Source organism: Vibrio sp. 05-20-BW147 (genome assembly GCF_013369385.1).
Taxonomy (GTDB): Bacteria; Pseudomonadota; Gammaproteobacteria; order Enterobacterales; family Vibrionaceae; genus Vibrio; species Vibrio floridensis.
This window is the reverse complement of record NZ_SZTO01000025.1, coordinates 1-22254: the sequence shown is the minus strand read 5'-3', so window position 1 is coordinate 22254 and position 22254 is coordinate 1. Positions and strand designations below refer to the sequence as shown.

At 48.6% G+C, this 22254-nt stretch carries 16 protein-coding genes and 2 pseudogenes; 13 read left to right on the top strand and 5 right to left on the bottom strand.

The window, feature by feature from the left end:
• Window positions 1-22 precede the first annotated feature (22 nt).
• Genes FC652_RS17970 through FC652_RS17960 form a run of 3 tightly spaced genes read right to left on the bottom strand, consistent with a single transcriptional unit; the run spans window position 23 to window position 3443 of the window.
• Window positions 23-1636, bottom strand: coding sequence for a M48 family metallopeptidase (locus FC652_RS17970; protein WP_176299654.1), 1614 nt, complete (start codon window positions 1634-1636; stop codon window positions 23-25).
• Window positions 1636-2013 (bottom strand): hypothetical protein, encoded by a 378-nt coding sequence (locus tag FC652_RS17965; protein ID WP_176299653.1) that lies wholly within the window; start codon window positions 2011-2013, stop codon window positions 1636-1638. The genes FC652_RS17970 and FC652_RS17965 overlap by 1 nt, the downstream gene beginning before the upstream one ends.
• Window positions 2014-2036: 23 nt before the next feature.
• Window positions 2037-3443: a CHASE2 domain-containing protein gene (locus FC652_RS17960; RefSeq protein ID WP_176299652.1), complete on the bottom strand. Its 1407-nt coding sequence runs from the start codon at window positions 3441-3443 to the stop codon at window positions 2037-2039.
• Window positions 3444-3911: 468 nt separating this feature from the next.
• Here FC652_RS17960 and FC652_RS17955 point away from each other — a divergent pair, with 468 nt between their 5' ends.
• On the top strand, window positions 3912-5801 hold the full coding sequence (locus FC652_RS17955; RefSeq protein WP_176299651.1) for a methyl-accepting chemotaxis protein: 1890 nt from the start codon (window positions 3912-3914) through the stop codon (window positions 5799-5801).
• A gap of 89 nt (window positions 5802-5890) precedes the next feature.
• Here the strand turns inward: FC652_RS17955 and FC652_RS17950 are convergent, their stop codons facing one another.
• The gene (locus FC652_RS17950; protein ID WP_011081357.1) at window positions 5891-7291 is read right to left on the bottom strand and encodes an alpha-amylase family protein; all 1401 of its coding nucleotides are present in this window, start codon (window positions 7289-7291) and stop codon (window positions 5891-5893) included.
• A gap of 368 nt (window positions 7292-7659) precedes the next feature.
• Between FC652_RS17950 and FC652_RS17945 the strand changes: the two genes are divergently transcribed.
• From FC652_RS17945 to FC652_RS17890, 12 genes and pseudogenes are all read left to right on the top strand, one after another.
• A complete protein-coding gene (locus FC652_RS17945) occupies window positions 7660-8130 on the top strand; it encodes an N-acetyltransferase (RefSeq protein WP_176299650.1) in 471 nt (156 codons plus the stop codon).
• Between the two features lie 223 nt (window positions 8131-8353).
• Window positions 8354-10999 (top strand): nitrate reductase, encoded by a 2646-nt coding sequence (locus FC652_RS17940; RefSeq protein ID WP_176299649.1) that lies wholly within the window; start codon window positions 8354-8356, stop codon window positions 10997-10999.
• A 26-nt stretch (window positions 11000-11025) separates the two neighbouring features.
• The gene (gene cobA / locus FC652_RS17935; RefSeq protein WP_176299648.1) at window positions 11026-11919 is read left to right on the top strand and encodes a uroporphyrinogen-III C-methyltransferase; all 894 of its coding nucleotides are present in this window, start codon (window positions 11026-11028) and stop codon (window positions 11917-11919) included.
• 64 nt (window positions 11920-11983) lie between these two features.
• Window positions 11984-12952, top strand: a pseudogene (locus FC652_RS17930) (glycosyl transferase family protein); the annotation flags it as partial.
• A gap of 129 nt (window positions 12953-13081) precedes the next feature.
• On the top strand, window positions 13082-13990 hold the full coding sequence (locus tag FC652_RS17925; protein ID WP_176299646.1) for a dienelactone hydrolase family protein: 909 nt from the start codon (window positions 13082-13084) through the stop codon (window positions 13988-13990).
• Window positions 13991-14148: 158 nt separating this feature from the next.
• Window positions 14149-14727 (top strand): ANTAR domain-containing response regulator, encoded by a 579-nt coding sequence (locus FC652_RS17920; protein WP_255199186.1) that lies wholly within the window; start codon window positions 14149-14151, stop codon window positions 14725-14727.
• 264 nt (window positions 14728-14991) lie between these two features.
• Complete coding sequence (locus FC652_RS17915; RefSeq protein ID WP_255199185.1) at window positions 14992-16353, top strand: CmpA/NrtA family ABC transporter substrate-binding protein; 1362 nt, start codon at window positions 14992-14994, stop codon at window positions 16351-16353.
• A 27-nt stretch (window positions 16354-16380) separates the two neighbouring features.
• Window positions 16381-17349, top strand: coding sequence for an ABC transporter permease (locus FC652_RS17910; protein ID WP_011081349.1), 969 nt, complete (start codon window positions 16381-16383; stop codon window positions 17347-17349).
• An 11-nt stretch (window positions 17350-17360) separates the two neighbouring features.
• Window positions 17361-18203, top strand: coding sequence for an ABC transporter ATP-binding protein (locus tag FC652_RS17905; RefSeq protein WP_011081348.1), 843 nt, complete (start codon window positions 17361-17363; stop codon window positions 18201-18203).
• A 10-nt stretch (window positions 18204-18213) separates the two neighbouring features.
• Window positions 18214-20697, top strand: coding sequence for a nitrite reductase large subunit NirB (gene nirB / locus FC652_RS17900; protein WP_176299644.1), 2484 nt, complete (start codon window positions 18214-18216; stop codon window positions 20695-20697).
• Between the two features lie 3 nt (window positions 20698-20700).
• Window positions 20701-21024, top strand: coding sequence for a nitrite reductase small subunit NirD (gene nirD / locus FC652_RS17895; RefSeq protein WP_176299643.1), 324 nt, complete (start codon window positions 20701-20703; stop codon window positions 21022-21024).
• 430 nt (window positions 21025-21454) lie between these two features.
• The gene (locus tag FC652_RS17890) at window positions 21455-22117 is read left to right on the top strand and encodes a zeta toxin family protein (protein ID WP_176299642.1); all 663 of its coding nucleotides are present in this window, start codon (window positions 21455-21457) and stop codon (window positions 22115-22117) included.
• Here the strand turns inward: FC652_RS17890 and FC652_RS17885 are convergent.
• Window positions 22112-22254 (bottom strand): annotated as a pseudogene (locus tag FC652_RS17885) (ISAs1 family transposase); the annotation flags it as partial. The gene FC652_RS17890 and the pseudogene FC652_RS17885 sit on opposite strands and share 6 nt — an antisense overlap.

Below are 22254 nucleotides of genomic sequence, written 5' to 3'. Positions count from 1 at the left end.
GAATCTTGTTGGTGTCTGAGGGTTAAAGATCCACCAAGCTGGTCAGAGAGTCAAAGTAGCTCATGATCCCATTGCTCGACCCACTATTCTGAGGAATTGGGAGACCGGCGCTATTATGGCACTGAGCAACAATATTGCTTTCCTTGACGCTTTTACATTGCGTGAGCAGCTCAGCAACTTGGGCGTCATTACCTAGAGCTTTGTGTGCGGCAATGTACTCCGGTAAGAAGGGGACTTGTGTTCCAATAACGCTTTCTCCCTTGGCTAATAATTTTAGTGAACTATTGGGTTTTTTCTGCTCTCGATAAGACTGTGCGGCTAACGTAAAGGTTTGTATCGAGGCATAGTCCCAGTTCTTAATCATTGAAAGATTTTGCAGTGCTTTCGAGTCCAAGTTTTGTGCTTTACGCACCCCATAAAAAGCTAATCTTGGGTATGCGTGGTATTGAGTAGGGCCGGAGACTGATTTTCTTGCGAGTTTTTCTGCCGTTTTGATATCACCAAACTCTAATGCTCTAAAGGCTTCGGAAGCGTACCAATAGTTTTGTTGAATTTGGTTGCCCTTGCCGTTTTTTACGATTTTTTCAAATGTGCTGGAAGAGAGCTGTCTTCCTCGCTCTTTGCGATACTCGCGTTTTATGTAAGCAGACAAATCCTTTTTACGTTCAATCGGCGAAGAATGTCGTGCAGAAAAGCTCTGTAGCAGACGGGTTCCCGCTTCATTTGCTGCTAAGTATCCCAAATTACTCAAGGTATTGTCGCTCGATAAGTGTTTGCCCGCATCGCTGGCTATGCTAACAAATTTTTGAACTTCAAGTTTTTTTTCCTTGAGCTGTTCTTCGGTGAACTTTTGACTGCTTTCTAGACGCTCCAATACGGGGGAGAAGGCTCGTGGGCTATATCCAGCCTTAACTAACAGATCCATACCAAGAAGGTCCGCCTCATCTTCGTCACTGCGGCTCATCGAAGAACTGATGACATCACGGCTTAAACGGTTGATCGTCAAACCGGTTCGATAGGAGTCTTCAATGACGTTACGCGTCGACGCCTTGTTTTGGCTCGTGACCTTATAGCCATTCGCGGTTTTTACTGTTTTCATATCAGTCAGTACGGCAGTGCTCATTGCGATGTTCGCCGTTTTACTCACTAGGGCACTTTGTTTGGCAAAGTACTCATTAGTCTCACTGTGTTTGAGCAAAATATGAGAGAGCTCATGAGCAATGATAAAGGCGAGTTCATCTTCAGATTCAGCATCTGCCAACACGCCTTGAGTAATCACAATCGTATCAGGTGTAGCGTAAGCAGAATAATTACGGTCAGATGCGACGACAATGGAAATGTTTTTCTCAGTGGAGTGAGGCCACTCCTTAAGTATTTTAGCTAAGATATTTTCAAGATACTTGTTGATGTATGGATTTGCGATCAGGTCTTTATCCGCCGCCGCACGAGTATTAATGATATTGGCAAACTCTTGGCTTGTTGAAGCATTTGTTTCAGGAGCATTCGTTTCAACCAAATTTTGGTCGATGAACTTTCCTTCGAAAGATTGATATTTGCTACCAACCAAGCTAGTGATACTGTCTATTGCACATCCGGTGATGATAAAGGGTACCGCCATCCAAAGCAGATTCTTCATTAATTGCACCCCTCACCTAGACCTAAGGTCGCATAAGTGCCGCTGTCACTCTTAGTACTGATTTTCTGAGTGCTGCACACTACACTAGCGACTGCTGTTTTATTTAACTGGACTTCAATCTGATCAAACCATTTCTCTTGACCGTCAATTTTCACCATCACCATCTGCTCTTTTGAGTCATAGTTTTCAACCACCAAAGCGCTTTTTTTGGGATCGGGAAGGGAACTACGTGGTACGTCGTTGCAGTCATTACTTTGGTCACAAACCCAAACGGTGTCGACAAGAAAATCGATAATTTTGACTTGTTCTTGTGCCATCGTCAGAGTAGAGGTACCACTCAAAACTAAGCTAAATAATAAAGTTAATGACGGTCTCATAAATGTTCCTTATTTTCTGAATGTTATGTGTTTCTTAATTTATTCTTAGAGTGTTTTACGAATAGACAGACCTTCTCCTTGTATCCCTGAAGTCTTGGTCTAACCGCTTCGAAAATGAAGAAGAAAAAGACAGGTAAGTCGATGAATATGATCAGTACTAACCCGTACCAGTTTGGGGCTCCGACGTGGAGTACAAAATGGGAAATGACGACTGAAACGAAGATCACCGCAATGATAATGACCATTGGAACAAACGCGGCCCATACCTTTTGTCTGGCATCAAATTGCTCGGACTGCCGTTGTTCGAGAAAGTTAAAGCGGAACCAAATAACAAGAAAGAGCACGATGGTTTGCACTGATATTTCGACGATATCTGCGATACTCAAATTGAAGAGCCCTATATCATCGGGAGATCGCCAATACTCCCCTTGCAAAGTAACTAGGTTATCGAGCGCCATCGCATGGAAGTAAACACCGGGTAGGGTTCCATGGACAGGGGATACGACAACATCCACACCACCAGTTAGGTGGTATCCAACCAGTACGATTTTCCCTTGAATGGCTTGCTTTAAATCCGCTGAACCTGCAGCCCCTGGTGCCCTTAGAGTGGAAGCGGCAATGGTCAGAAAGGGTGGGCAACGCTTTCTAAGCGTTTCATCAACATCATTTTTGTCTCTGATACCTTGAGTCAAACTGATGGCCAGTAACTCTTTAAACTGCTGCCATTGGCTTAAGCTTTCTTTGCCACAGCTGACGTCCAATGGAAAAAACTTGTCTTGATCCGGAGCATGCTTGTTACTCCACTGAACGATCAAGGCGTCATCCATATTGGCTAAATAATGGGATTTACATTGAGAAGATTGCTCGCACCAATTTTGATACATGGCGGCAGCTACTGTGGTCATGCCTGTGCCATTCCATGGCACAGATAATGGGTAGTAACGCCCTTCGTCACTCCAAGAAACGGCCGCGAGTTGAGCAACATTGGCAATTTTGTGTCTTAGCGAGTTGGGGTCACTTAATCGCTCTGGTGTATCGTAGGCAGCATTACTAGCCATAAAAATGGGAAACGGTTGACTAGCGAGTGTTGAAAGCCAGCGCTCAAGGCCATCAGAATGCTCATGATGCTGGAGGATGTCGTAGAAAACCGATTGAGGCTCAAATCGAGATATAGTCTTAAGCAAACGTGCTAGGTTGTTATAGCTCACAGGAAAGGTATTCGTTGATTCAATGTATTGGTCATCAATAAGCACTACAACGATTTGATCCGACACGCGATCACTGAAAAAGGGCGACCATAATCTAAGAATGTGGTCTTCATAATGGTTTGATGCTGAGTTTCGAATACCCAGTGGATCAACGATAAACACCAGTAAGATCAGACTTGTTGTGATCAATGCTTTAAGAAATATTTCTAAACTAAATGACATAACAAACGAATATCGATAGCCAATAAGAAAATGGTGGATAACCAATGGGTTGTATTATTTATGATCCAAAGTAACATTGTGAACAAATCATTTGTGTGAAGAATATCACGTGGTGTGGTGCTATTTTGAGCAGGTCCAATAAGTGAATAATCTGTCCCATTTTGAACAATAAATTATTGACTCATCTGTTAGTTAAAGAGTTTTGGATCGAAGTAGACAGTACTCACAATGACAGTGAATTTAGGCTAAAAAAGAGTGCGATAATGGGGGGGCCGGAAGGTAAATAGCACATTGCCAACCTTCACGATTGCTCGCTGTTTGAATGCTGGTGTTTTGAAGCAAGATCACATCGTTATGATTCATTAAACTGGTTGAGTATAAATTTAGAGTTAAAACTCAGAAATTTGTAAAGCGAAACGTATATTCTCAGTTATTCAACAATGTTTATAACTACAATGAGAGTCAACTATGCAATTTAGTTTGAAGAGGAAGATGGTTTCCTCGGTTGTTTTGGCTATTGCAATCACATCTGCCACTTTACTGTTCGTCGGATACAAAACGTTTAACACTCACAGCTGGCGTGCGATTGAAAGTGAGAGTCGCAACACGCTTGAAGCGCATGCCAAAGGCATTGCCGATTGGTTTCACGACAAGCAATTGGCGGTGAAAGGTTTAAGAGAAGAGATTGAACGTAACCCAAATCTGGATATTGTGCCTCACCTGCGCCAAACCCTTATCGCTGGCGGCTTTGGCTTAAGCTACTACGGTAACGAACAAGGTGAAATGTTCCGTCATGATCCTTCGCTAAACAAACCCGGTTACGACCCGCGTGCTCGTGGTTGGTACAAAGAAGCAAAAGCGGAAGATCGCGCCATTACCACTGCGCCTTATGTCAGTGTGACCATGCAAACCTTGGTGGTGACTCTAACGGATCCTGTGCGTCAAAACGGCAAGTTAATTGGTGTAGCGGCATCCAACCTTGCGTTGGATAAATTGATCAAAGACGTGCTAGCGATTCAAGTACCAGGGAATGGTCAGGCTATTCTGGTCAACCGTAAAGGGGCGATCGTGGCACACCCAAATAAAGATGTTCTGCTTAAACCCATCCATGAGATCGCTTCTGAGCTGAATATTACCCAACTGATTCAAGCTGCAGACAGCGATACCACCATCTACGCGACAGTGAATGGTGCTGAGAAAGTGATCATGGCGCAGCCGATCGAGTACACAGACTGGTTACTTGTGATGGAGATGGACAAAGCCACACTTGAAGAGCCGATTACGGACATGCTGTTTAGTCAGGCGTTAATCGGTTTGTTGGTCTTGGTGATCATGGCCGCTGCAACCTCTTGGTTTGTTGCAAGACAGTTGATTGAACTGGGGCGTGTTAGCGAAGCGTTGGCGGATATTGCCGAAGGTGATGGCGACTTAACCCGTCGCTTGCAAGTGACCAGCCAAGACGAAGTGGGCCAACTGGCTGAGAAGTTCAACAAGTTCGTCGACCGCTTGCATGTGATGGTGAAAAACGTGCGCGACGTTTCTGGCGCATTGAACCTCGGAGCTGACGAAGCAGCGCGTACCGCAACCCAGCGCAGCAACAGCATTCGCCAGCAGCAAGATGAAATTACGATGGTGGCCACAGCGGTAACGGAAATGGCGTCAGCGACGGCGGAAATTGCAGGCAACGCAGACAACACCGCGAAGAATGCCAACCAGTCGGTGGAACTGAGTCAGCATGGTTTTCAACAAATGACCAAGAGCCAAGATTCTATCCACTCATTGGCGAGTGAGCTCAATAGCGCAGTCGAAATTATTGGTGAGCTGGAAGCTCATGGTCAGCAAATCTCGACCATTCTTGCAACGATTAGAGACATTGCAGAACAGACCAACTTGTTGGCGTTGAATGCGGCGATTGAAGCGGCGCGTGCTGGTGAACAAGGCCGCGGTTTTGCGGTGGTTGCTGATGAAGTTCGTGTTCTGTCTCAACGTACTCATGCCTCAACAGAAGAGATCCAAAGCAAGATTCAAGGGCTGCAAAAAGCTACAAACGATGCGGTGTCTGTGATGAAGCAAAGCCATCAATTAGCCGAGACCAGTGTTGCGGATGTGAATCTAACGGGCGAGAGTTTGACTGCGATTGGTGAAGCAATTCAAACCATCAGCGATATGGCAACGCAAATTGCGTCGGCGGCTGAAGAGCAATCGCTGGTGACCGCCGATATCAATGGCAACACGGAGTCGGTGCGTGAGGTGAGTGATCGACTCGCACACGACGCCGTCGATGCGGTTGAACAAGCCAAACGTCTGCATGCGCTTGCCGGCGACTTGGATAGAGAGATTTCTCGCTTTAAGCTGTAACGTCGAGCTTCTAGAACCATTGATTGGAATAATAATCATAAAATCGGCACCTCAGGTGCCGATTTTTTGGTGTCATACTTGCTCTACGTTTAGAGCATGTACATGCGCGCGCTGCGAGCTGGAATTCGGAAGGTGTGGTAACGCGAACTCACGGTTTCAGTCACGCCAGTGAGTGTATCTGTGTAAGGCTGATACCAGTTGAACTCATGCTGATAGGTGTCAACAGTATGAGAGCGCTCTTCACCGCATTTATTAATGCCGACCACCCCTTGTTTACCGCGCTTAAACATCAGTAGACACTGGTCGCTGTACAGCATCGTCATCTCTTGCCCTTGCATTTGGTTATGGAAGCGCAACATGTTCTTCATTAGGTCACGGTTCCAAACACCTTCCCAACGGCGATTATCGCGATCTTCGTTATCAGGTAAGTTGTCGCTGTAAATCAGAGGTGTGCCGCCATCTTTACCGAGGATATAAGCGTAAGCCAGCTCTTCATCTTTCGGATCCATGATTTGATAACGGAAACCGTCGTTCGTTGGGATGTCGTGCGTGATGGTAAAGGTAATTGAACGTGCGTTTTCAAGCCCTTGACCATAGGCTTGTGGATCATGAAGCATGTTCATGCCACCGCTGTAGGAGAAGGCATTGCGAATAGAGGCGAACAGTGGGAAATCGTAAGCCGAATGGTTGGTGGCGTTGAGATAAGGCGCTAAGAAATTCTCATAGCTGGAGTCGCCTTTGCCACCACTAGTGATCACTTCACCAAATACGTGCATTCCGGCGGTAATCTCTGCAGTGAAAATCTGGTCGATTTGATATTGGCTCATGTGTTTAACCGCATCAATGCGGAAGCCTTTCACACCTAAACCTTTTAGCGCATTCAAATACAAACGTTGCTGTGACACCACCCAGTTGTTCGGATCTAAGTCTGGCAGCCCTCGGTCACCTGCGCCGCCACAAAGACGCCAGTACTGAACATTGCCGGCATCATTCCAATCGCTAATACAGCCTTCTGGGTGGAAGTCAAAGCCAGAGAATAGGTTTTCCGTTAAATTGCCAAAAAGCGTTTGGTCCGCATAATAACTGGTGTTAGCTGCGTATTGTTGCAGCACTTCACTGCCAGGGTAATTTAAGTCTTCACGCTTCCATGTTTCATTGGCCATATGGTTAAGCACCACATCGGCATACACATCAACGCCGACCGCCTTCAGAGCATCAATCATGGATTTTAAGTCACTTTTGTTGCCAAGTGGGGAATCGATTACGCGCAGATCTTGCGGTTGATAACGTGCCCACCATTCATTGCCACTCGATTTCAGTGCTGGCGAAATCAGCACTTTTTTATAACCCGCCGCCGCGATTTGCGAGGCGTTTTGCGTGACGTCGGAGTACTTCCAGTTAAATGCATGCAAAATGGCGTCAGCATTGGCGGTACTGGAGAGGCTGCAAGCGATGGCAGCAGAGAGAAAAACGAATTTTGACGGTTTCATAGGGTATGTCTCTTATTATCGGTATGACTTCAAAAGGGCTTGCCTGCGTGAAGTGTGGTCGCTTTAACGGAGTGACTTTAAGCAACAACGCTTAGTAGCTCGGCGTCATTAATGATAAAAAATCCATCAATAATATGAATGTCATTAATGGGGGGGCGGAAGCCAAATCACACTGTGCAGAGGTGGGATTTATAAAATTGTGCACTTGCATTTATTTTGCACACTTTGCCAAATGTACAATTTGTGTTAATGCAAGTTGTTGTATTTAAACGAATTGATCAGCATCACTTTTTGTATGCATCTAGAGCTAGTCATCACTTGCGCTCTCGGTTAAGGTTACGGCCATTAACCCTTTTTTGGCGAACGAGATGAGTCTTTCTTTTTCAAATATCCAACGTTCACAATTGCCCGATATTGAGGCGATGGAAAAACAGTTATTCGCTCAACACGGTTATCCTGCGTTCTTTTTACGCCAAGCTTATGATTGCTGGCGCAGTGGTTTTATGGTGGCTGAGTGTGGGCATCAGATTGCGGGGTATGTGCTGATTGTGCCTAAGGCAGACAACAGCAATGAAGCTTGGATGCTGTCGTTGGCAGTATCGCCCGCATACCAAGGGCAAGGAATTGCTAAACAATTGGTGAAGTATGCGCTAGCGCGTCAGTCGCATTACCAAAAAATCTATTTGACGGTTGCGCCAGACAATTTGCCAGCGCGCGCCATCTATCAATCCTGTGGCTTTGAAATCCTCACCGAGGAAGAGAACTATTTTGATGATGGTGAAAGCCGTTTGGTGATGTGTCGTACAGCGTTTAACCCTGTCTCTACAGATGCACAATAAGGCAACATTGTGCACCGCCATTGTGCATTATCAATATGAGTATCGCGATAACTGTGAGCTAATTGATTGAAATGATTACACTGTTTGGTTTGGCACTTGCTTTGCTATTACTTTTTACAGTCACGCGTCGCGCGCTGAACAATAAAACAAACTAAGCAACGTCACGGCAACGAAGCCTCTTCTGGAAACGGAAGGGGCTTTTTTCATTTTAAAGGAGTTATCTATGCATGGATGCAGCAAAACAACGTGTCCTTACTGTGGGGTAGGTTGTGGTGTGGAGGTGAAGCCAGATGAGCTGGTGGGAGACAAAGAACATCCTGCCAATCATGGCGCATTGTGCGTAAAAGGCGCGGCGTTGGCGGAGAGTTTAAACATGCCGAGCCGTTTGCTTTATCCCAAGCTCGCTGATGAGCAAATCAGTTGGGAGCAGGCGAGCGATTGGATTGCGCAGCGATTTCATCAGGCGATGGAAGAATACGGTCCGGATTCTGTGGCCATGTACGTATCAGGGCAATTGCTGACCGAAGATTACTACGTTGCCAATAAGTTGATGAAGGGTTATGTGGGCAGTGCAAACATCGACACCAACTCGCGCTTATGTATGTCCTCGGCGGTCGCCGCTCATGTGCGAGCGTTTGGTGAAGATGTCGTCCCCGTGAGTTATGACGATCTCGAACATGCGGAGCTGATCGTGATCAGTGGTGCCAACACAGCGTGGACCCATCCCGTGTTGTTTCGCCGTATTCAGCAGATCCGTGAGAGCAATCCAAGCGTCATGTTGGTGGTGATTGACCCACGTAAAACCGTCACCGCCGAGCAAGCGGACCTGCATTTGCCCATCGCCAATGACAGCGATGTCACCTTGTTTCATGGTTTGCTTGCTTATTTGCTTGAGCAGCAAGGCAGTGACAAAGGCATCGATACCGAGTTCATTGAGTTACATACCCAAGGGTTTGCCGCGCTACAGGCTTTGGTTTCGAGCGGGGCATATCAATTGGAGCAAGTGGCGTTTAACTGTGGCATCGAAGTTCAAGCGCTGCGCACTTTCTATCAATGGTTTTCACGCAGCAACGCGACGATGACGCTGTTTTGCCAAGGGGTCAATCAAGCGCAAAACGGGGTGGATAAAGCCAATGCCATCATCAATGCACATCTCGCCACGGGGCAAATTGGTAAGCGCGGCGCTGGGCCCTTTTCGTTGACGGGTCAGCCCAATGCCATGGGGGGAAGAGAAGTGGGTGGGCTCGCGAATCAGTTGGCGGCTCACCGAGGTTTTGATCCTGATTCCATCCGTGCTGTGCAGCAGTTTTGGCAATCGCCGCGCATTGCAGAACAACCCGGTTTAAAAGCGCTGGATCTGTTTAAGGCTGTCGAACGAGGGGAAATCAAAGTGTTGTGGATCATGGCCACCAATCCGGTGGTTTCAATGCCTGATAACCGATGGATACGCCAAGCGCTTGAACGATGCCCGTGTGTGATTGTGTCAGACATTACTGCCGATTCAGACGTTGCACACTACGCTGATTTACTGCTTCCCGCCGCTGGATGGGGAGAAAAGCAAGGCATGGTCACCAATTCTGAGCGGCGAATGTCGCGTCAGCGTCGATTTATCTCCCCTCCAGGAGAAGCCAAACCCGATTGGCAAGCCATCTGTGAAGTGGGCGCGCGTTTATCGCAAAAGTTGCAGGTGAAGAATGGCTTTGCGTTTGAATCTGAAGCGGCGATTTTCCGTGAGTTTGCAGGGCTTACTTCCATCAATAGTGGCAGTCATTACAAGTTGGATCTCGCTCAATATCGGAATCTCAGTGACGAAGCCTACGAGCAGTGGCGACCAACCCAATGGGGAGGAGAGTCACCCTACGCGGATGGTCGCTTCTCTCATCCCGATGGTAAAGCCAGATTCGTCGCCGTGACGGAGTTGGCAAACAGCAGCGATGAGTCAACTGGCCGTGGACTCTGGCGCTTAAATAGCGGACGTCAGCGTGATCAATGGCATACCATGACACGCACGGGCCACATTGAGAAACTGGCCGCAAGTGAGCTTGAGCCTTCCGTCTATCTAAATAGCCTGTCGGCTGAAAAGCTTGAATTGCAAGCAGGAGAGCTGGCAAACATTACCAATCCCGACACTCTGCAATCCCTGTTGGCTAAGGTGGTCATTGATGAGTCGATGGCCTTTGGTGAGCTGTTTATGTCCATGCATTGGGCTGGGCGCTATGGCGGTCAGAGCCAAGTCAACGCTGTGGTCAGTGCCACGGGCGACCCTATCTCGGGCCAGCCAGCGTTTAAATCCAGCCTTGTTGAGGTAGAAAAAGCACCGGTCGTCAGCTTTGGTGTGATGATCAGCGATTTCTCGCCTCCGATAGCAACAGACTATTGCGCATACCAACATCAGGACCAATCCGGAGTATGGCGCGTTGCAAGCTTAACGCTGCCACCACAGCAACTGGCGGAGATAAATCTGCCGGCGGTCAGTCAGGTTCGCCGCGTGAGTTGGCAGCATGAACTCGGTTGGATCACGCTACAACTGCAAAGTGACACAGACGAAGGAAACCAAGCCAAGTTACAAGCGATCTTCATCGCCTCGTCACAGCCACTCAACGCGGACTATCAACAGTTACAAAAGCTCATTGGTGAACCCATCAACTGGCAAGCACTCATGCAAGCGGGCTTCGCCACACGAGTTAGCCAGCTTGTGTGCAGTTGTCTGCGCGTGACGGACAGGCAAATAGAACAAGCGATTGAACAAGAGGGCGTGACCACGCTGACGCAATTGCAAAACCAGCTCCAGTGTGGCACCAATTGCGGGTCGTGCATTCCGCAGCTCAAACAATATTTTGCCCCTGCCATCGTGCAGCCAAGCCGTTAATCCACTCGGCAACGAAGGAAAGCATTATGGATACAAGTATCAGCACTCAATTACGCGATCGCAGCTACAGTGAGCATGCGATTTGTTACCACTCATCACGCGGTTTGCAAGCCAAGAGTCACCCAACGTCAACTGGGGCGGCGGCATCGGGTTTTGTCTACTTAGTCGGCGCAGGGCCGGGCGATCCTGAACTGCTGACGGTGAAGGCGGTCAATGCGCTGCAACAGTGCGATCTGTTGGTTTATGACCGCTTGGTCAGTAAAGAAATTCTGGCATTGGTACCAGAGCACGTGGACAAAATTTATGTGGGTAAACGCTGTGGCGAGCCGAGTCTAAAGCAAGATGAGATCAATCAGATCCTCGTCAGCTTTGCGCAACTTGGACGCAAAATCGTTCGGCTCAAAGGGGGTGACCCCTTCATCTTTGGCCGTGGCGGCGAAGAGGCGTTAGCGCTGGTAGAGCACAACATTCGTTACTGTGTGGTTCCCGGCATCACAGCCGCCATAGGCTGTGCGGCGAGCTGCGCCATTCCGCTCACGCACCGAGAAGTTGCTCGCAGTGTCACGCTAGTGACTGGCACTGTGGTGACGGGGTCACTTCCTGTTTGGTCTGCTATTGTTGAAGCGGGTCAAACATTGGTGTTTTACATGGGATTGGAATCAGCACGCGCGATCGAACAAGGTTTGCGTGGGCAGGGGGTTCGTGGAGATTTCCCGGTCGCTATCGTGACGCAAGGTTCGACACCTGAGCAGAAAACGTACGTGACAACCTTGGCCACGTTGGAAAAAACAGCAGTGGCGCTAAAAGGAGTGAGTCCGGCATTGATCATTATGGGGGAAGTCGTCAAACTGCGGGAAAGATTAAAGACCACCCTTGCGGCAGTCGCGCCCATGGCTAACGCCTCATTTGTTGATGAGTGATTGATGAATGAGTGTTAGCAGCCAGAAGGACGACCGCCGCTAAGCAGCAAAAGAACAACGAGGAAGTATGAGCACAATTTTGGAATGTATCCGCACGGTTGGACGCGGTGAGCGTGGGCGCAAACCCCTAACGTTTGAACAAGCCTATCAAGTCATGGATGAGTATCTCGATGGTCAAGTGGGGGATGACCAGATGGCGATGCTGCTGATGCTGATCCGCGTACAAAATGAGACTCGCCAAGAGATCGCGGGATTTGTTAAAGCTTTCCAAAGTCGAGTGCCTAACCTTGGTGCAGACGTAGACTGGCCTTGTTATGCGGGAAAACGCGCCTCGGCGGGTAAGCCTTGGCATCTTCTTGCGGCAAAAATTTTTGCCAATAATGGCTACAAAGTTCTGCTCCACGGATACAACGACAAACCCGCAGGGCGTGAACATGCAGAGCATTATTTAGAGGCGGTAGGTGTGCGTGAGGCGGGCTCTACGCAAGAAGCGAAAACAGTGCTTGAGCAAGATGGCATCGTTTATCTGCCGCTGCGCAATTTTGCGCCGATGGCGGAGAAAATGATTGGTTGGAAAAGCCGTTATGGTCTGAGAACTCCGATCAACACCGTGGTTCGGGCGCTTAACCCAGGCGGGGCGAAAATCGGCCTGCGTGGTAGTTTCCACCCCGGGTTCCAGCAGTTGCACGCGGAAGTGGAAGATGAAATTGGCTATACCGAGCACGGCGTGATCTCATTTAAAGGCCAGTCGGGAGAGTCGGAGTTTAATCCCAAAGTGAGCCAAACCGTGTGGTTCAGTGGTCCGGAAGGGGTCACCTCCCATTATTGGACTGAGCAAATGTGCTCAGACATCGCGATTGTGCAGAACTGTCCGTTTGCAACGCCGGACGACGAGAAGAACCTGATGGCCAACACCATCGTGGCAACCTTAGCCGCGCTGCTGTTTACCGAACTGCAAGATCGAGAAGCGGCATTGGAAAAGGCGCATGATTTTTGGCGTCAATACTGCGCGGCGGTCAATATCTCGGCTTAGTATTGCAGCCTAGTTCGCGGCAACTTACCGCGCGGGGATATTTGTCGAATACAAGGGTGTTAACTATCTTTAAAGCCAAACGGTGCCTATTTGCCCCGTTTGGCTTTTCTATTTTTAGGAGTGAACAGCATGGTTGGCAAAACATCGAATTCAGCAACAAAGCAACCCATCCCACAAGAAGCCTTTGATTGGTATGACGAGTATGCGCATGGCAAGATTGACCGCCGTGAGTTTTTAAATCGCCTAGCCGGGTTGGCGGTGCTTGGCTTTAGCGTTGCGACATTAACCGAGGCACTGCTGCCGGATTACGCAAAGGCGGAGCAAGTGTCGTTTAATGACCCCGATATCAAAGCCAGTTATCAAACGTTCCCCTCACCAAAAGGCCATGGCGAAGGCAAAGGCTATTTAGTGGTGCCAACGCAACTGACCACGCCGCTACCAGTGGTGCTCGTGGTGCATGAAAATCGTGGCCTCAACCCCTACATCCAAGATGTCGCACGTCGTTTAGCCAAGCAGGGGTTTGTCGCTTTTGCACCGGATGCATTAGCGCCTGTCGGCGGTTATCCCGGTAATGATGACCAAGGCCGTGAGCTGCAAAAGAACCTCGATAGAGCAAAAATAGAGCAAGATTTCATCGCCGCGGCGCAATACCTCAAAACGCATACTCTGAGCAATGGCAAGCTAGGAGCGGTTGGTTTTTGTTTTGGCGGCTATGTGGTGAACATGTTGGCGGCCGTTATGGGTGAGCAGTTAAATGCTGGGGCACCGTTTTATGGCACACCAGCAGACAAATCGTTACGGGTTGACATCAAAGCGCCCCTTCAACTCCATTTCGCCGAACTCGACCAACGAGTAAATGCCACTTGGCCTGATTATGAGCAAGATTTAAAAGCCATGAATGCTCGCTACAACGCCTTCATCTATCCGAAGGTCAATCATGGCTTTCATAACGACTCGACCGCCCGTTATGCGCCAGAAGAGGCAGAGTTGGCTTGGCAAAGAACCGTGGAGTTTTTCCGTCGCGAGCTCAAATCCTAGTGGCGCATTGCCACGAATCCCATAATCATTACAGCCAAGGTCAGTCTGCCTTGGCTGTTCTTTTTGCGCTATTTGTGCGCTATCGATGGACCCGTTCCCCAAGGTGGCACATTCCTTGTTATGTCATAGTGAAATAACGAAAACGACAAGGAATGTCTATGACGAAAAAGTCTTATCAAAGGACGATGATTGTTTGCTGCGATTCATTAACACAACAAGCGCATTTAGCCGAGCGATTGGCGAAAGAATATGACCAAGTGCTGGGGTGTCAGCTTGGGCAATTGGAACATATCCTGCGGCGAGAAACTGAAAGCTGCGTCGTCGTCGGATGGTCCGCCCCTTGTGCTGAAGTGCGGTTGATCATTGAGTATTGTCGTCAACAAAAGCGGCCGGTTCTGGTCTTGTTTCGTCAAGTATTTTTCCAACAATTCAATCAGTTAAAAGATTGTCACGACTGTGTGTTTTTACCAGAAGAAAACACTTTGCCCTTAGCGCCTTGGATCGACTACGCCGCGCAACTAAGAGAAAGTTACTTGCTGGTGGAGGAGAAAGTGGCGCTTTTAAATGACAAATTGCAAGAGCGAAAAGTGATTGAAAAAGCCAAAGGTCTACTGATGAAGTTTCAACAAGTGGACGAAGAAACCGCCTATCAAGCGATGCGTCGTTCCGCGATGCAAACCAGTCAACCCATGCTGCAAGTTGCGAAAAACGTGATTGCGACGTTAACCACACTGTAAGGCTGTTCTACTACTTTGGGGGTAAGAGAAAAAAGTGCAATTGGTGCGACGTGCACTAAATCAAAGCAGTGATGCAGGAAGCAGCAAAGAACGTGGCGATAACATACTGATTTTATTTAAATATATCGTTGGCACACTAATTGAATAGTTTTAGTTAGACACATTGTTGAATGGCGAATCTCAATTATCAACGGCGGTAATTGCAGAGAAAGCAACGGCGCTACGACTCCTCGGAGTCGTGGCGCTTTTTTTTGGAGAAAATCGATGAAAAAGAGATGGACAGTTGGCGTATTAACAAGTTGGTTGGCGTTTGCTCCACCGGTTGTACTCGCAGACGTTGGCGAGGCTGAAAAAGAGGACTTAAAGTTTGGCTTTATCAAATTGACCGACATGGCACCGTTGGCGATCGCTTATGAAAAAGGATTTTTTGAGGATGAAGGGCTGTATGTGACGTTAGAAGCGCAGGCCAACTGGAAGGTGCTGCTCGATCGCGTGATTGATGGTGAACTGGATGGCGCGCACATGCTGGCAGGCCAACCACTGGGTGCCACCATCGGCATTGGCACGCAAGCCAAAGTGATCACCGCATTCAGTATGGATCTCAATGGTAACGCGATCACTGTGTCGAACGATGTTTGGCAGCAAATGAAGCCCAATTTGGCCAAAGACAGTGACGGTAAACCCGTTCACCCCATCAAAGCCGATGCCCTTAAACCTGTCGTAACCAGTTATCGCGACCAAGGCAAAGCGTTCAATATGGGCATGGTGTTTCCCGTTTCAACACATAACTACGAACTGCGCTACTGGCTCGCGGCTGGAGGGATTCATCCTGGCTATTATGCGCCGCATAAAGGCGACAACAGTGGCCAAATTAATGCCGACGTGCTGCTCAGCGTCACGCCGCCACCACAAATGCCAGCCACCATGGAAGCGGGCACCATCAAAGGCTATTGCGTTGGCGAACCTTGGAACCAACAAGCGGTGTTTAAGGGCATTGGCGTGCCCGTGGTGACCGACTATGAGATCTGGAAAAACAACCCAGAGAAGGTATTTGGTGTTGCACAAGATTGGGCGGAAAAGTACCCCAATACCCATATCCGCGTGGTCAAAGCCCTGATCCGTGCGGCGCATTGGTTAGATGAAAACGATAACCGCAATCGCGCCGAAGCCGTGAAGCTACTTTCACGCAGTGAGTACGTGGGCGCCGATGCGGAAGTGATCGCCAATTCCATGACTGGCACGTTTGAATACGAAAAAGGCGATAAGCGACAAGTGCCCGATTTTAATGTGTTCTTTCGCTACAACGCCACCTATCCCTACTACAGCGACGCGATTTGGTACCTCACACAAATGCGCCGTTGGGGACAGATCGAACACCAGAAACCAGACTCATGGTACATGGACATCGCCAAGCAGGTGTATCGACCAGAGATTTATCAACGCGCGGCAGAAGCGCTAATCGAAGAAGGGACATTGAGCGCCAGCGATTTTCCTGACTTTGCCAAAGAAAGTGGTTTTCGCCCACCGCAAACCCACTTCATTGATCAGATCCGCTATGACGGCCGTAGCCCCAACGCTTATCTGCAGCAGTTCTCCATTGGCCTGAAAGGCTCTGAGTCACTTTAACGCATCAATGAATAGCAAGGAGTCGTTATGTCAGGAAATGTTATTTCACTTATTCCCAGTTCACAGGCGGTGGCGGACAAGAGTCGGCTGATTCTACTGCCCCTGATTGGCTTATTGGTGTTTTTGTTGGCGTGGCACTTAAGTGCACGCCAAGTCGAAACGTCGCTTGGCACATTGCCAGGTCCGGTGGATACCTTTCAACAGTTTTCTAATTTGCTCACAGAGCACCACAATGAGCGCGAAAAGGAGCAGCGCTTTATTGAGCGGCAGGAGCAACGCAACGCAGCCAAGCTGGCAAAAGATCCTACAGCGGAAGTGAAAATTCGCCCATATACCGGCAAACCGACCTTTTTCGACCAAATCATCACCAGTTTGGTGACGGTGGCTTGCGGGTTTATGTTGGCAAGTCTCATTGCTATTCCACTTGGCATTATTCTTGGGCTAAACCAAGGGCTCTACATGGCGTTCAACCCAATTATCCAATTGTTAAAGCCGGTTTCACCTTTGGCGTGGTTGCCGATTGTCACCATGGTGGTCAGTGCAACCTACGTCAGTGATGACCCGCTTTTTGCCAAGTCTTTCGTCAACTCGCTGTTTACCGTGGCGTTATGCAGCTTGTGGCCAACCTTGATCAACACGGCGGTTGGCGTGACCAGCGTCGATAAAGATCTCCTCAACGTGAGCAAAGTACTGAGGCTTTCATGGTGGCGACACATCCGCATCATCGTGCTTCCATCGGCCATCCCAATGATGTTTACCGGATTACGCCTTTCGTTGGGCATTGCATGGATGGTGTTGATCGCCGCAGAAATGTTGGCGCAAAACCCAGGGCTAGGAAAGTTTGTTTGGGATGAGTTTCAAAACGGCAGCTCTGATTCACTTGGCCGCATCATGGTGGCCGTGATTGTGATTGGCTTGATTGGTCTTCTGCTCGATCGCGGCATGTTGCAATGCCAGCGTTGGTTGTCGTGGAACAAACAGATGTCGTTAAGATAGGAGTCGGCACTATGTCTAAATCGTTTTTAGAACTGACGCAACTTGGGATGCGCTTTCCCACCCCTCAAGGGGAGTTTATCGCGCTGAAAAACGTCGATATGCAGATCCAAAAAGGGGAGTTTATTTCACTGATTGGCCATTCAGGCTGTGGAAAATCAACCGTGCTGAACTTGGTCGCTGGGCTGCATCTGCCGACCGATGGTGGTGTGATTGTCGATGGTAGAGAAGTGAGTGGCCCGGGGCCTGAGCGCGCCGTGGTGTTCCAAAACCATTCGCTGTTGCCTTGGTTAACCGTTTATCAAAACGTTGAGTTGGCGGTTAAGCAGATTGCCCAAGGTCAGAGCAAAGCGTGGGTGAAAGAGCAAGTGCACCACTATTTGGATTTGATTCAAATGGCGCACGCCGCCGATAAAAAGCCGGATGAAATCTCAGGTGGTATGAAACAGCGGGTGGGCATTGCCCGAGCGTTGGCCTTACAACCTAAAGTGCTGCTGATGGATGAGCCGTTTGGCGCGTTGGATGCGCTGACTCGCGCGCGATTGCAAGATGCACTGATGGCCATTCAAGCCGAGCTCAACAACACGGTGATCATGATTACGCACGATGTCGATGAAGCGGTTTTGCTTTCCGACAAAATTGTCATGATGACCAATGGCCCCGCGGCGACGATTGGTGAAATTCTCCCGATTGAGTTGCCAAGACCACGTGATCGCGTCGCTTTGGCGGACGACCCGCAATACCAACACTATCGCCAAGCCGTGTTGAGATTCTTATACGAGAAGCAAAGCAAAGGCGAAGCGGCAACGGCGCGCACCGCTCAACACTCGCAAGCAAAACCGATAAAAACAGCCTGAGGACAAACGCATGGAAAGCATAGTGATCATTGGCAATGGCATGGTAGGTCATCAACTGGTAGAGCAGCTCGTCGCCAGTGGCAGCCATTTAGAAAAAAGAATTATCGTGATAGGGGAAGAGCGATTCGTCGCCTATGACCGAGTTCACCTCTCGGCGATGTTTTCAGGACAAAGCCACCAAGACTTATTACTCAGCAGTGAAGAGTGGTATCAGAAGCATGGCATTGAGCTGATACTGGGTGTTGCGGTGGTGGGCATTGACCGACAAAGCAAAAGAGTCACATTGGAAGATGAAAGCCAACTGAGTTATGACCAATTGGTGTTTGCCACCGGCTCTTACCCATTTGTGCCCCCGATGGCAGGAAGTGAGCGCAGCAAGGTGTTTGTCTACCGAACCTTGGATGATCTGTCGCAGATTAAGCAAGCGTGTCTTGGTGCGAAGAAAGGCGCCGTGATTGGAGGAGGGTTACTCGGTTTGGAGGCGGCGAATGCCCTAAGGCTGCTTGGTTTAGAAACGCATGTTGTTGAATTTGCGCCACGCTTAATGCCAGTCCAACTTGATGAGGGTGCAGGCGCGGTGCTGAAAAGCAAAATTGAGCAACTTGGCTTAACGGTGCATACCTCAACCGCCACTGAAAAAATCATTGATGGTGAAACGGCTTACCATCGCATGGTGTTTAAAGATGCCCCGCCGCTGGAAGTGGATGTGATCGTGTTCTCGGCGGGCATTCGACCGAGAGACCAACTGGCTCGCGATTGTGGCCTTGAGCTGGGCGAGCGCGGTGGCATCGTGGTCAATAACGCGTGCCAAACCAGTGATAGCGAGATTTACGCCATTGGCGAGTGTGCACTGTGGCAAGGAAAAATCTTCGGCTTGGTGGCACCTGGATATGCGATGGCGCGAGTAGTGGCGCAGCAACTGAGAGGGGGCAGCGAGGCTGAGTTTAGCGGCGCAGACATGAGCACCAAGCTCAAATTATTGGGGGTAGATGTGGCGTCGATAGGTGATGCGCATAAAGCCACACCGAAGGCGACGGAAATGGTACTGCATGATGCGGCTGCGGGCATCTACAAAAAATTGGTGGTGGATCAAAGCGGCACCACCTTGCTAGGCGCGATCTTAATCGGCGACAACCAAGATTATGATGTGCTGCTGCAAAGCTACTTGAACAAAACCCCACTGCCGCAGCCTGCGGTCAGTTTGCTGTTTGACACCAGTGCGCTAAAAGGGGATGTCAGTGACAACACGGTGATCTGTTCATGTCACAACGTTACCAAAGGCGATCTGATCAGCGCGATTCAGGCGGGAGCGCATGAGCTTGGCGAGTTAAAAGCGCAGACCAAAGCCGGCAGCGGGTGTGGCGGGTGCAGTGCCATGGTCAAATCGGTGCTTGATCAGCAACTGAGCGTGATGGGCTTAGAAGTGAATACCCAGCTTTGTGAGCACTTTAGCCAAACGCGGCAGGCGCTTTATCACATTTGCCAAGTCGATAAAATTCGCGATTTCGATAGTTTGTTGGCGAAGCACGGTAAGGGGCATGGTTGCGACATATGCAAGCCCACTGCAGGGTCGATTTTCTCGTCATTATGGAATGAGCACATCATGGAGCCGGAACATTCACCTTTGCAGGATTCCAATGATGCGTTTATGGCCAATCTGCAAAAAGACGGTTCTTACTCAATTGTGCCCCGTATCCCTGGCGGCGAGATCACCCCAGAGAAGCTCATCGTGTTAGGGGAGGTGGCTCGCCAGTACGATCTCTACACAAAAATCACCGGTGGTCAACGCGTTGACCTGTTTGGTGCTCAGGTGGAGCAGTTACCGGAGATTTGGCAAACCCTGATCGATGCTGGATTTGAAACCGGCCATGCTTACGGCAAATCCGTGCGCACGGTGAAATCTTGTGTTGGTTCTACTTGGTGTCGTTATGGCGTGGATGACTCAGTGGGTCTAGCCATTGAACTTGAGAATCGTTACAAAGGGCTGCGAGCGCCGCATAAGCTGAAGTTTGCCGTATCAGGGTGTACGCGTGAATGTGCTGAAGCGCAAAGCAAAGACATAGGCGTGATCGCGACAGAAAAAGGCTGGAATTTGTATGTGTGTGGTAACGGTGGCATGCGTCCAAGACATGCCGACCTGTTAGCGGCTGATTTGAGTAAAGCAGAGCTGATTAGGCTGATCGACCGTGTGTTGATGTTTTACGTGCGCACGGCGGATCGTTTGCAACGCACCTCCGTGTGGTTGGAGAATCTTGATGGCGGATTGGATTATCTCAAAAGCGTCGTTCTGGACGATTCGCTCCATCTGTGTGAGCAACTTGAGCAGCAAATGGCGCATGTCGTGGACACGTATCACTGTGAGTGGAAGCAAACCTTAACCAACCCTGAAAAATTGATGCGTTTCAGACCGTTCATTAACTCAACCCAGCAGAGCACGCTATTGGGCTACCAACGTACGCGTGGCCAACGTATCCCTGTCAAACTGGAGGAATAAGCGATGCAAAGTAAACAATTTATCTGCCATCTCAATGAACTGAAAAGTGACCATGGCCATCCTGTGTTATTGAATGATGAGCAAGTGGCGATGTTCTATGTGCCTAAGGAGGGGGTGTTTGCGATACAAAACTGGGACCCGATTGGCAAAGCTTTTGTATTAAGCCGCGGCATTGTCGGGGATATCCAAGGTGAGCTCTGCGTTGCCTCTCCGTTGTATAAACAGCATTTTTGCTTAAAAACAGGTAAGTGCTTTGAAGATGAATCGGTCAAATTAACGACATGGCCAGTGCTGGTGGAAAACGAGGATGTCTATGTTCTCGTTTAGCCAAGCATTAGTGATAAATGATATTGGCAGTACTCTTGCGATATAAGTATTTATGGCAATATAAAACCGCCTTCTAAGAAGGCGGTTTTAATACAAGATAATTCTATTCTGCTAGTCAATCATTAACGATGAATGGCATGCCTAAAACATCAAAGCCCTGCAACTCCCGCACTGAGCCCTTCTGTATCGTCATCATTTTGGGCTCTTCCCTTCTTGAAATACTTGCTATAAACGAATTTCTGACTTCTTGCTCGCATTAGGAGATTCGAAGATGCGCTCAAAATTGCCGAAGATACGGGTATCTAAAGATGTGATTGATATAGTGCGTTTTGAAGAAGTTGATTAGCTAAAAGCTGCAAAACGATATAACGTGAAACTTACTTGTGTCTTTTTTGGGTACAGGTGATTTCTTTCCACTGGAGTAGATGAAATGGAACTTTCACCCGGAGAATTGGCTATTAAGATAAAGGCCTTAGAATTTGCTAAGAAAAACCGCACTAGGATTTGTCGCAGGTTGACCGACACCAGTATCTACGTTCCAGATCAGCAGCCAGTTTCTGTGTTTATGAGCGGATCTCCAGGTGCAGGAAAAACTGAATCTTCTAAGGAGTTGGTCGCAGCTTTAACGGAAGATGGTGGGCATGTCTTGCGCCTAGATCCCGATGACTTAAGGGAGCAGTTTGAAGATTACAATGGGAACAATTCATACTTATTCCAAGCGGCGGTGATTACACTTGTCGAACGTGCTATGGATATGATTTTTAAGAATAACCAGAGCTTTCTTCTGGATGGAACGTTGGCGAGTTTTCATGTCGCGGATAAAAACATCGAACGCTCACTAAAAAAGGACAGGATGGTATTAATTGTTTTTGTTTATCAACGACCGGAGTTGGCGTGGAACTTTGTAAAGGCAAGAGAGAAGGTCGAAGGAAGAAGAATCTTACCAGAGCATTTTGTTGAACAGTTCTTTGGTTCTCAGCAAGTTATCGAACAGCTTAAAGAAAAATATGGCTCTCAAATTCAGGTGGATTTGCTTCTTAAAGATAACGATGGAACGACCCCAGGGCGGGAGCATACTTTGGTGGATTTATAACCCCAAGAAGACTCTTGCCCTATAATCATCGTTCCAACCCGCTTTCTTCATCTTCACTTTTTGGCTCGGAGCACCACAGTCGCATTGCTTGAGCATATTCATGACAAAACGTCTAAACAACGCGATGTTTTCAACAG

Coding starts and splice junctions, on each gene's coding strand:
- FC652_RS17915 (WP_255199185.1), top strand. CDS start 14,992: ATGAAAAAGAGATGGACAGTTGGCGTATTAACAAGTTGGTTGGCGTTT.
- FC652_RS17890 (WP_176299642.1), top strand. CDS start 21,455: ATGGAACTTTCACCCGGAGAATTGGCTATTAAGATAAAGGCCTTAGAA.
- FC652_RS17960 (WP_176299652.1), bottom strand. CDS start 3,443: ATGTCATTTAGTTTAGAAATATTTCTTAAAGCATTGATCACAACAAGT.
- nirB (WP_176299644.1), top strand. CDS start 18,214: ATGGAAAGCATAGTGATCATTGGCAATGGCATGGTAGGTCATCAACTG.
- FC652_RS17965 (WP_176299653.1), bottom strand. CDS start 2,013: ATGAGACCGTCATTAACTTTATTATTTAGCTTAGTTTTGAGTGGTACC.
- FC652_RS17905 (WP_011081348.1), top strand. CDS start 17,361: ATGTCTAAATCGTTTTTAGAACTGACGCAACTTGGGATGCGCTTTCCC.
- FC652_RS17910 (WP_011081349.1), top strand. CDS start 16,381: ATGTCAGGAAATGTTATTTCACTTATTCCCAGTTCACAGGCGGTGGCG.
- FC652_RS17925 (WP_176299646.1), top strand. CDS start 13,082: ATGGTTGGCAAAACATCGAATTCAGCAACAAAGCAACCCATCCCACAA.
- FC652_RS17940 (WP_176299649.1), top strand. CDS start 8,354: ATGCATGGATGCAGCAAAACAACGTGTCCTTACTGTGGGGTAGGTTGT.
- cobA (WP_176299648.1), top strand. CDS start 11,026: ATGGATACAAGTATCAGCACTCAATTACGCGATCGCAGCTACAGTGAG.
- FC652_RS17945 (WP_176299650.1), top strand. CDS start 7,660: ATGAGTCTTTCTTTTTCAAATATCCAACGTTCACAATTGCCCGATATT.
- FC652_RS17970 (WP_176299654.1), bottom strand. CDS start 1,636: ATGAAGAATCTGCTTTGGATGGCGGTACCCTTTATCATCACCGGATGT.
- FC652_RS17955 (WP_176299651.1), top strand. CDS start 3,912: ATGCAATTTAGTTTGAAGAGGAAGATGGTTTCCTCGGTTGTTTTGGCT.
- FC652_RS17950 (WP_011081357.1), bottom strand. CDS start 7,291: ATGAAACCGTCAAAATTCGTTTTTCTCTCTGCTGCCATCGCTTGCAGC.
- nirD (WP_176299643.1), top strand. CDS start 20,701: ATGCAAAGTAAACAATTTATCTGCCATCTCAATGAACTGAAAAGTGAC.
- FC652_RS17920 (WP_255199186.1), top strand. CDS start 14,149: ATGACGAAAAAGTCTTATCAAAGGACGATGATTGTTTGCTGCGATTCA.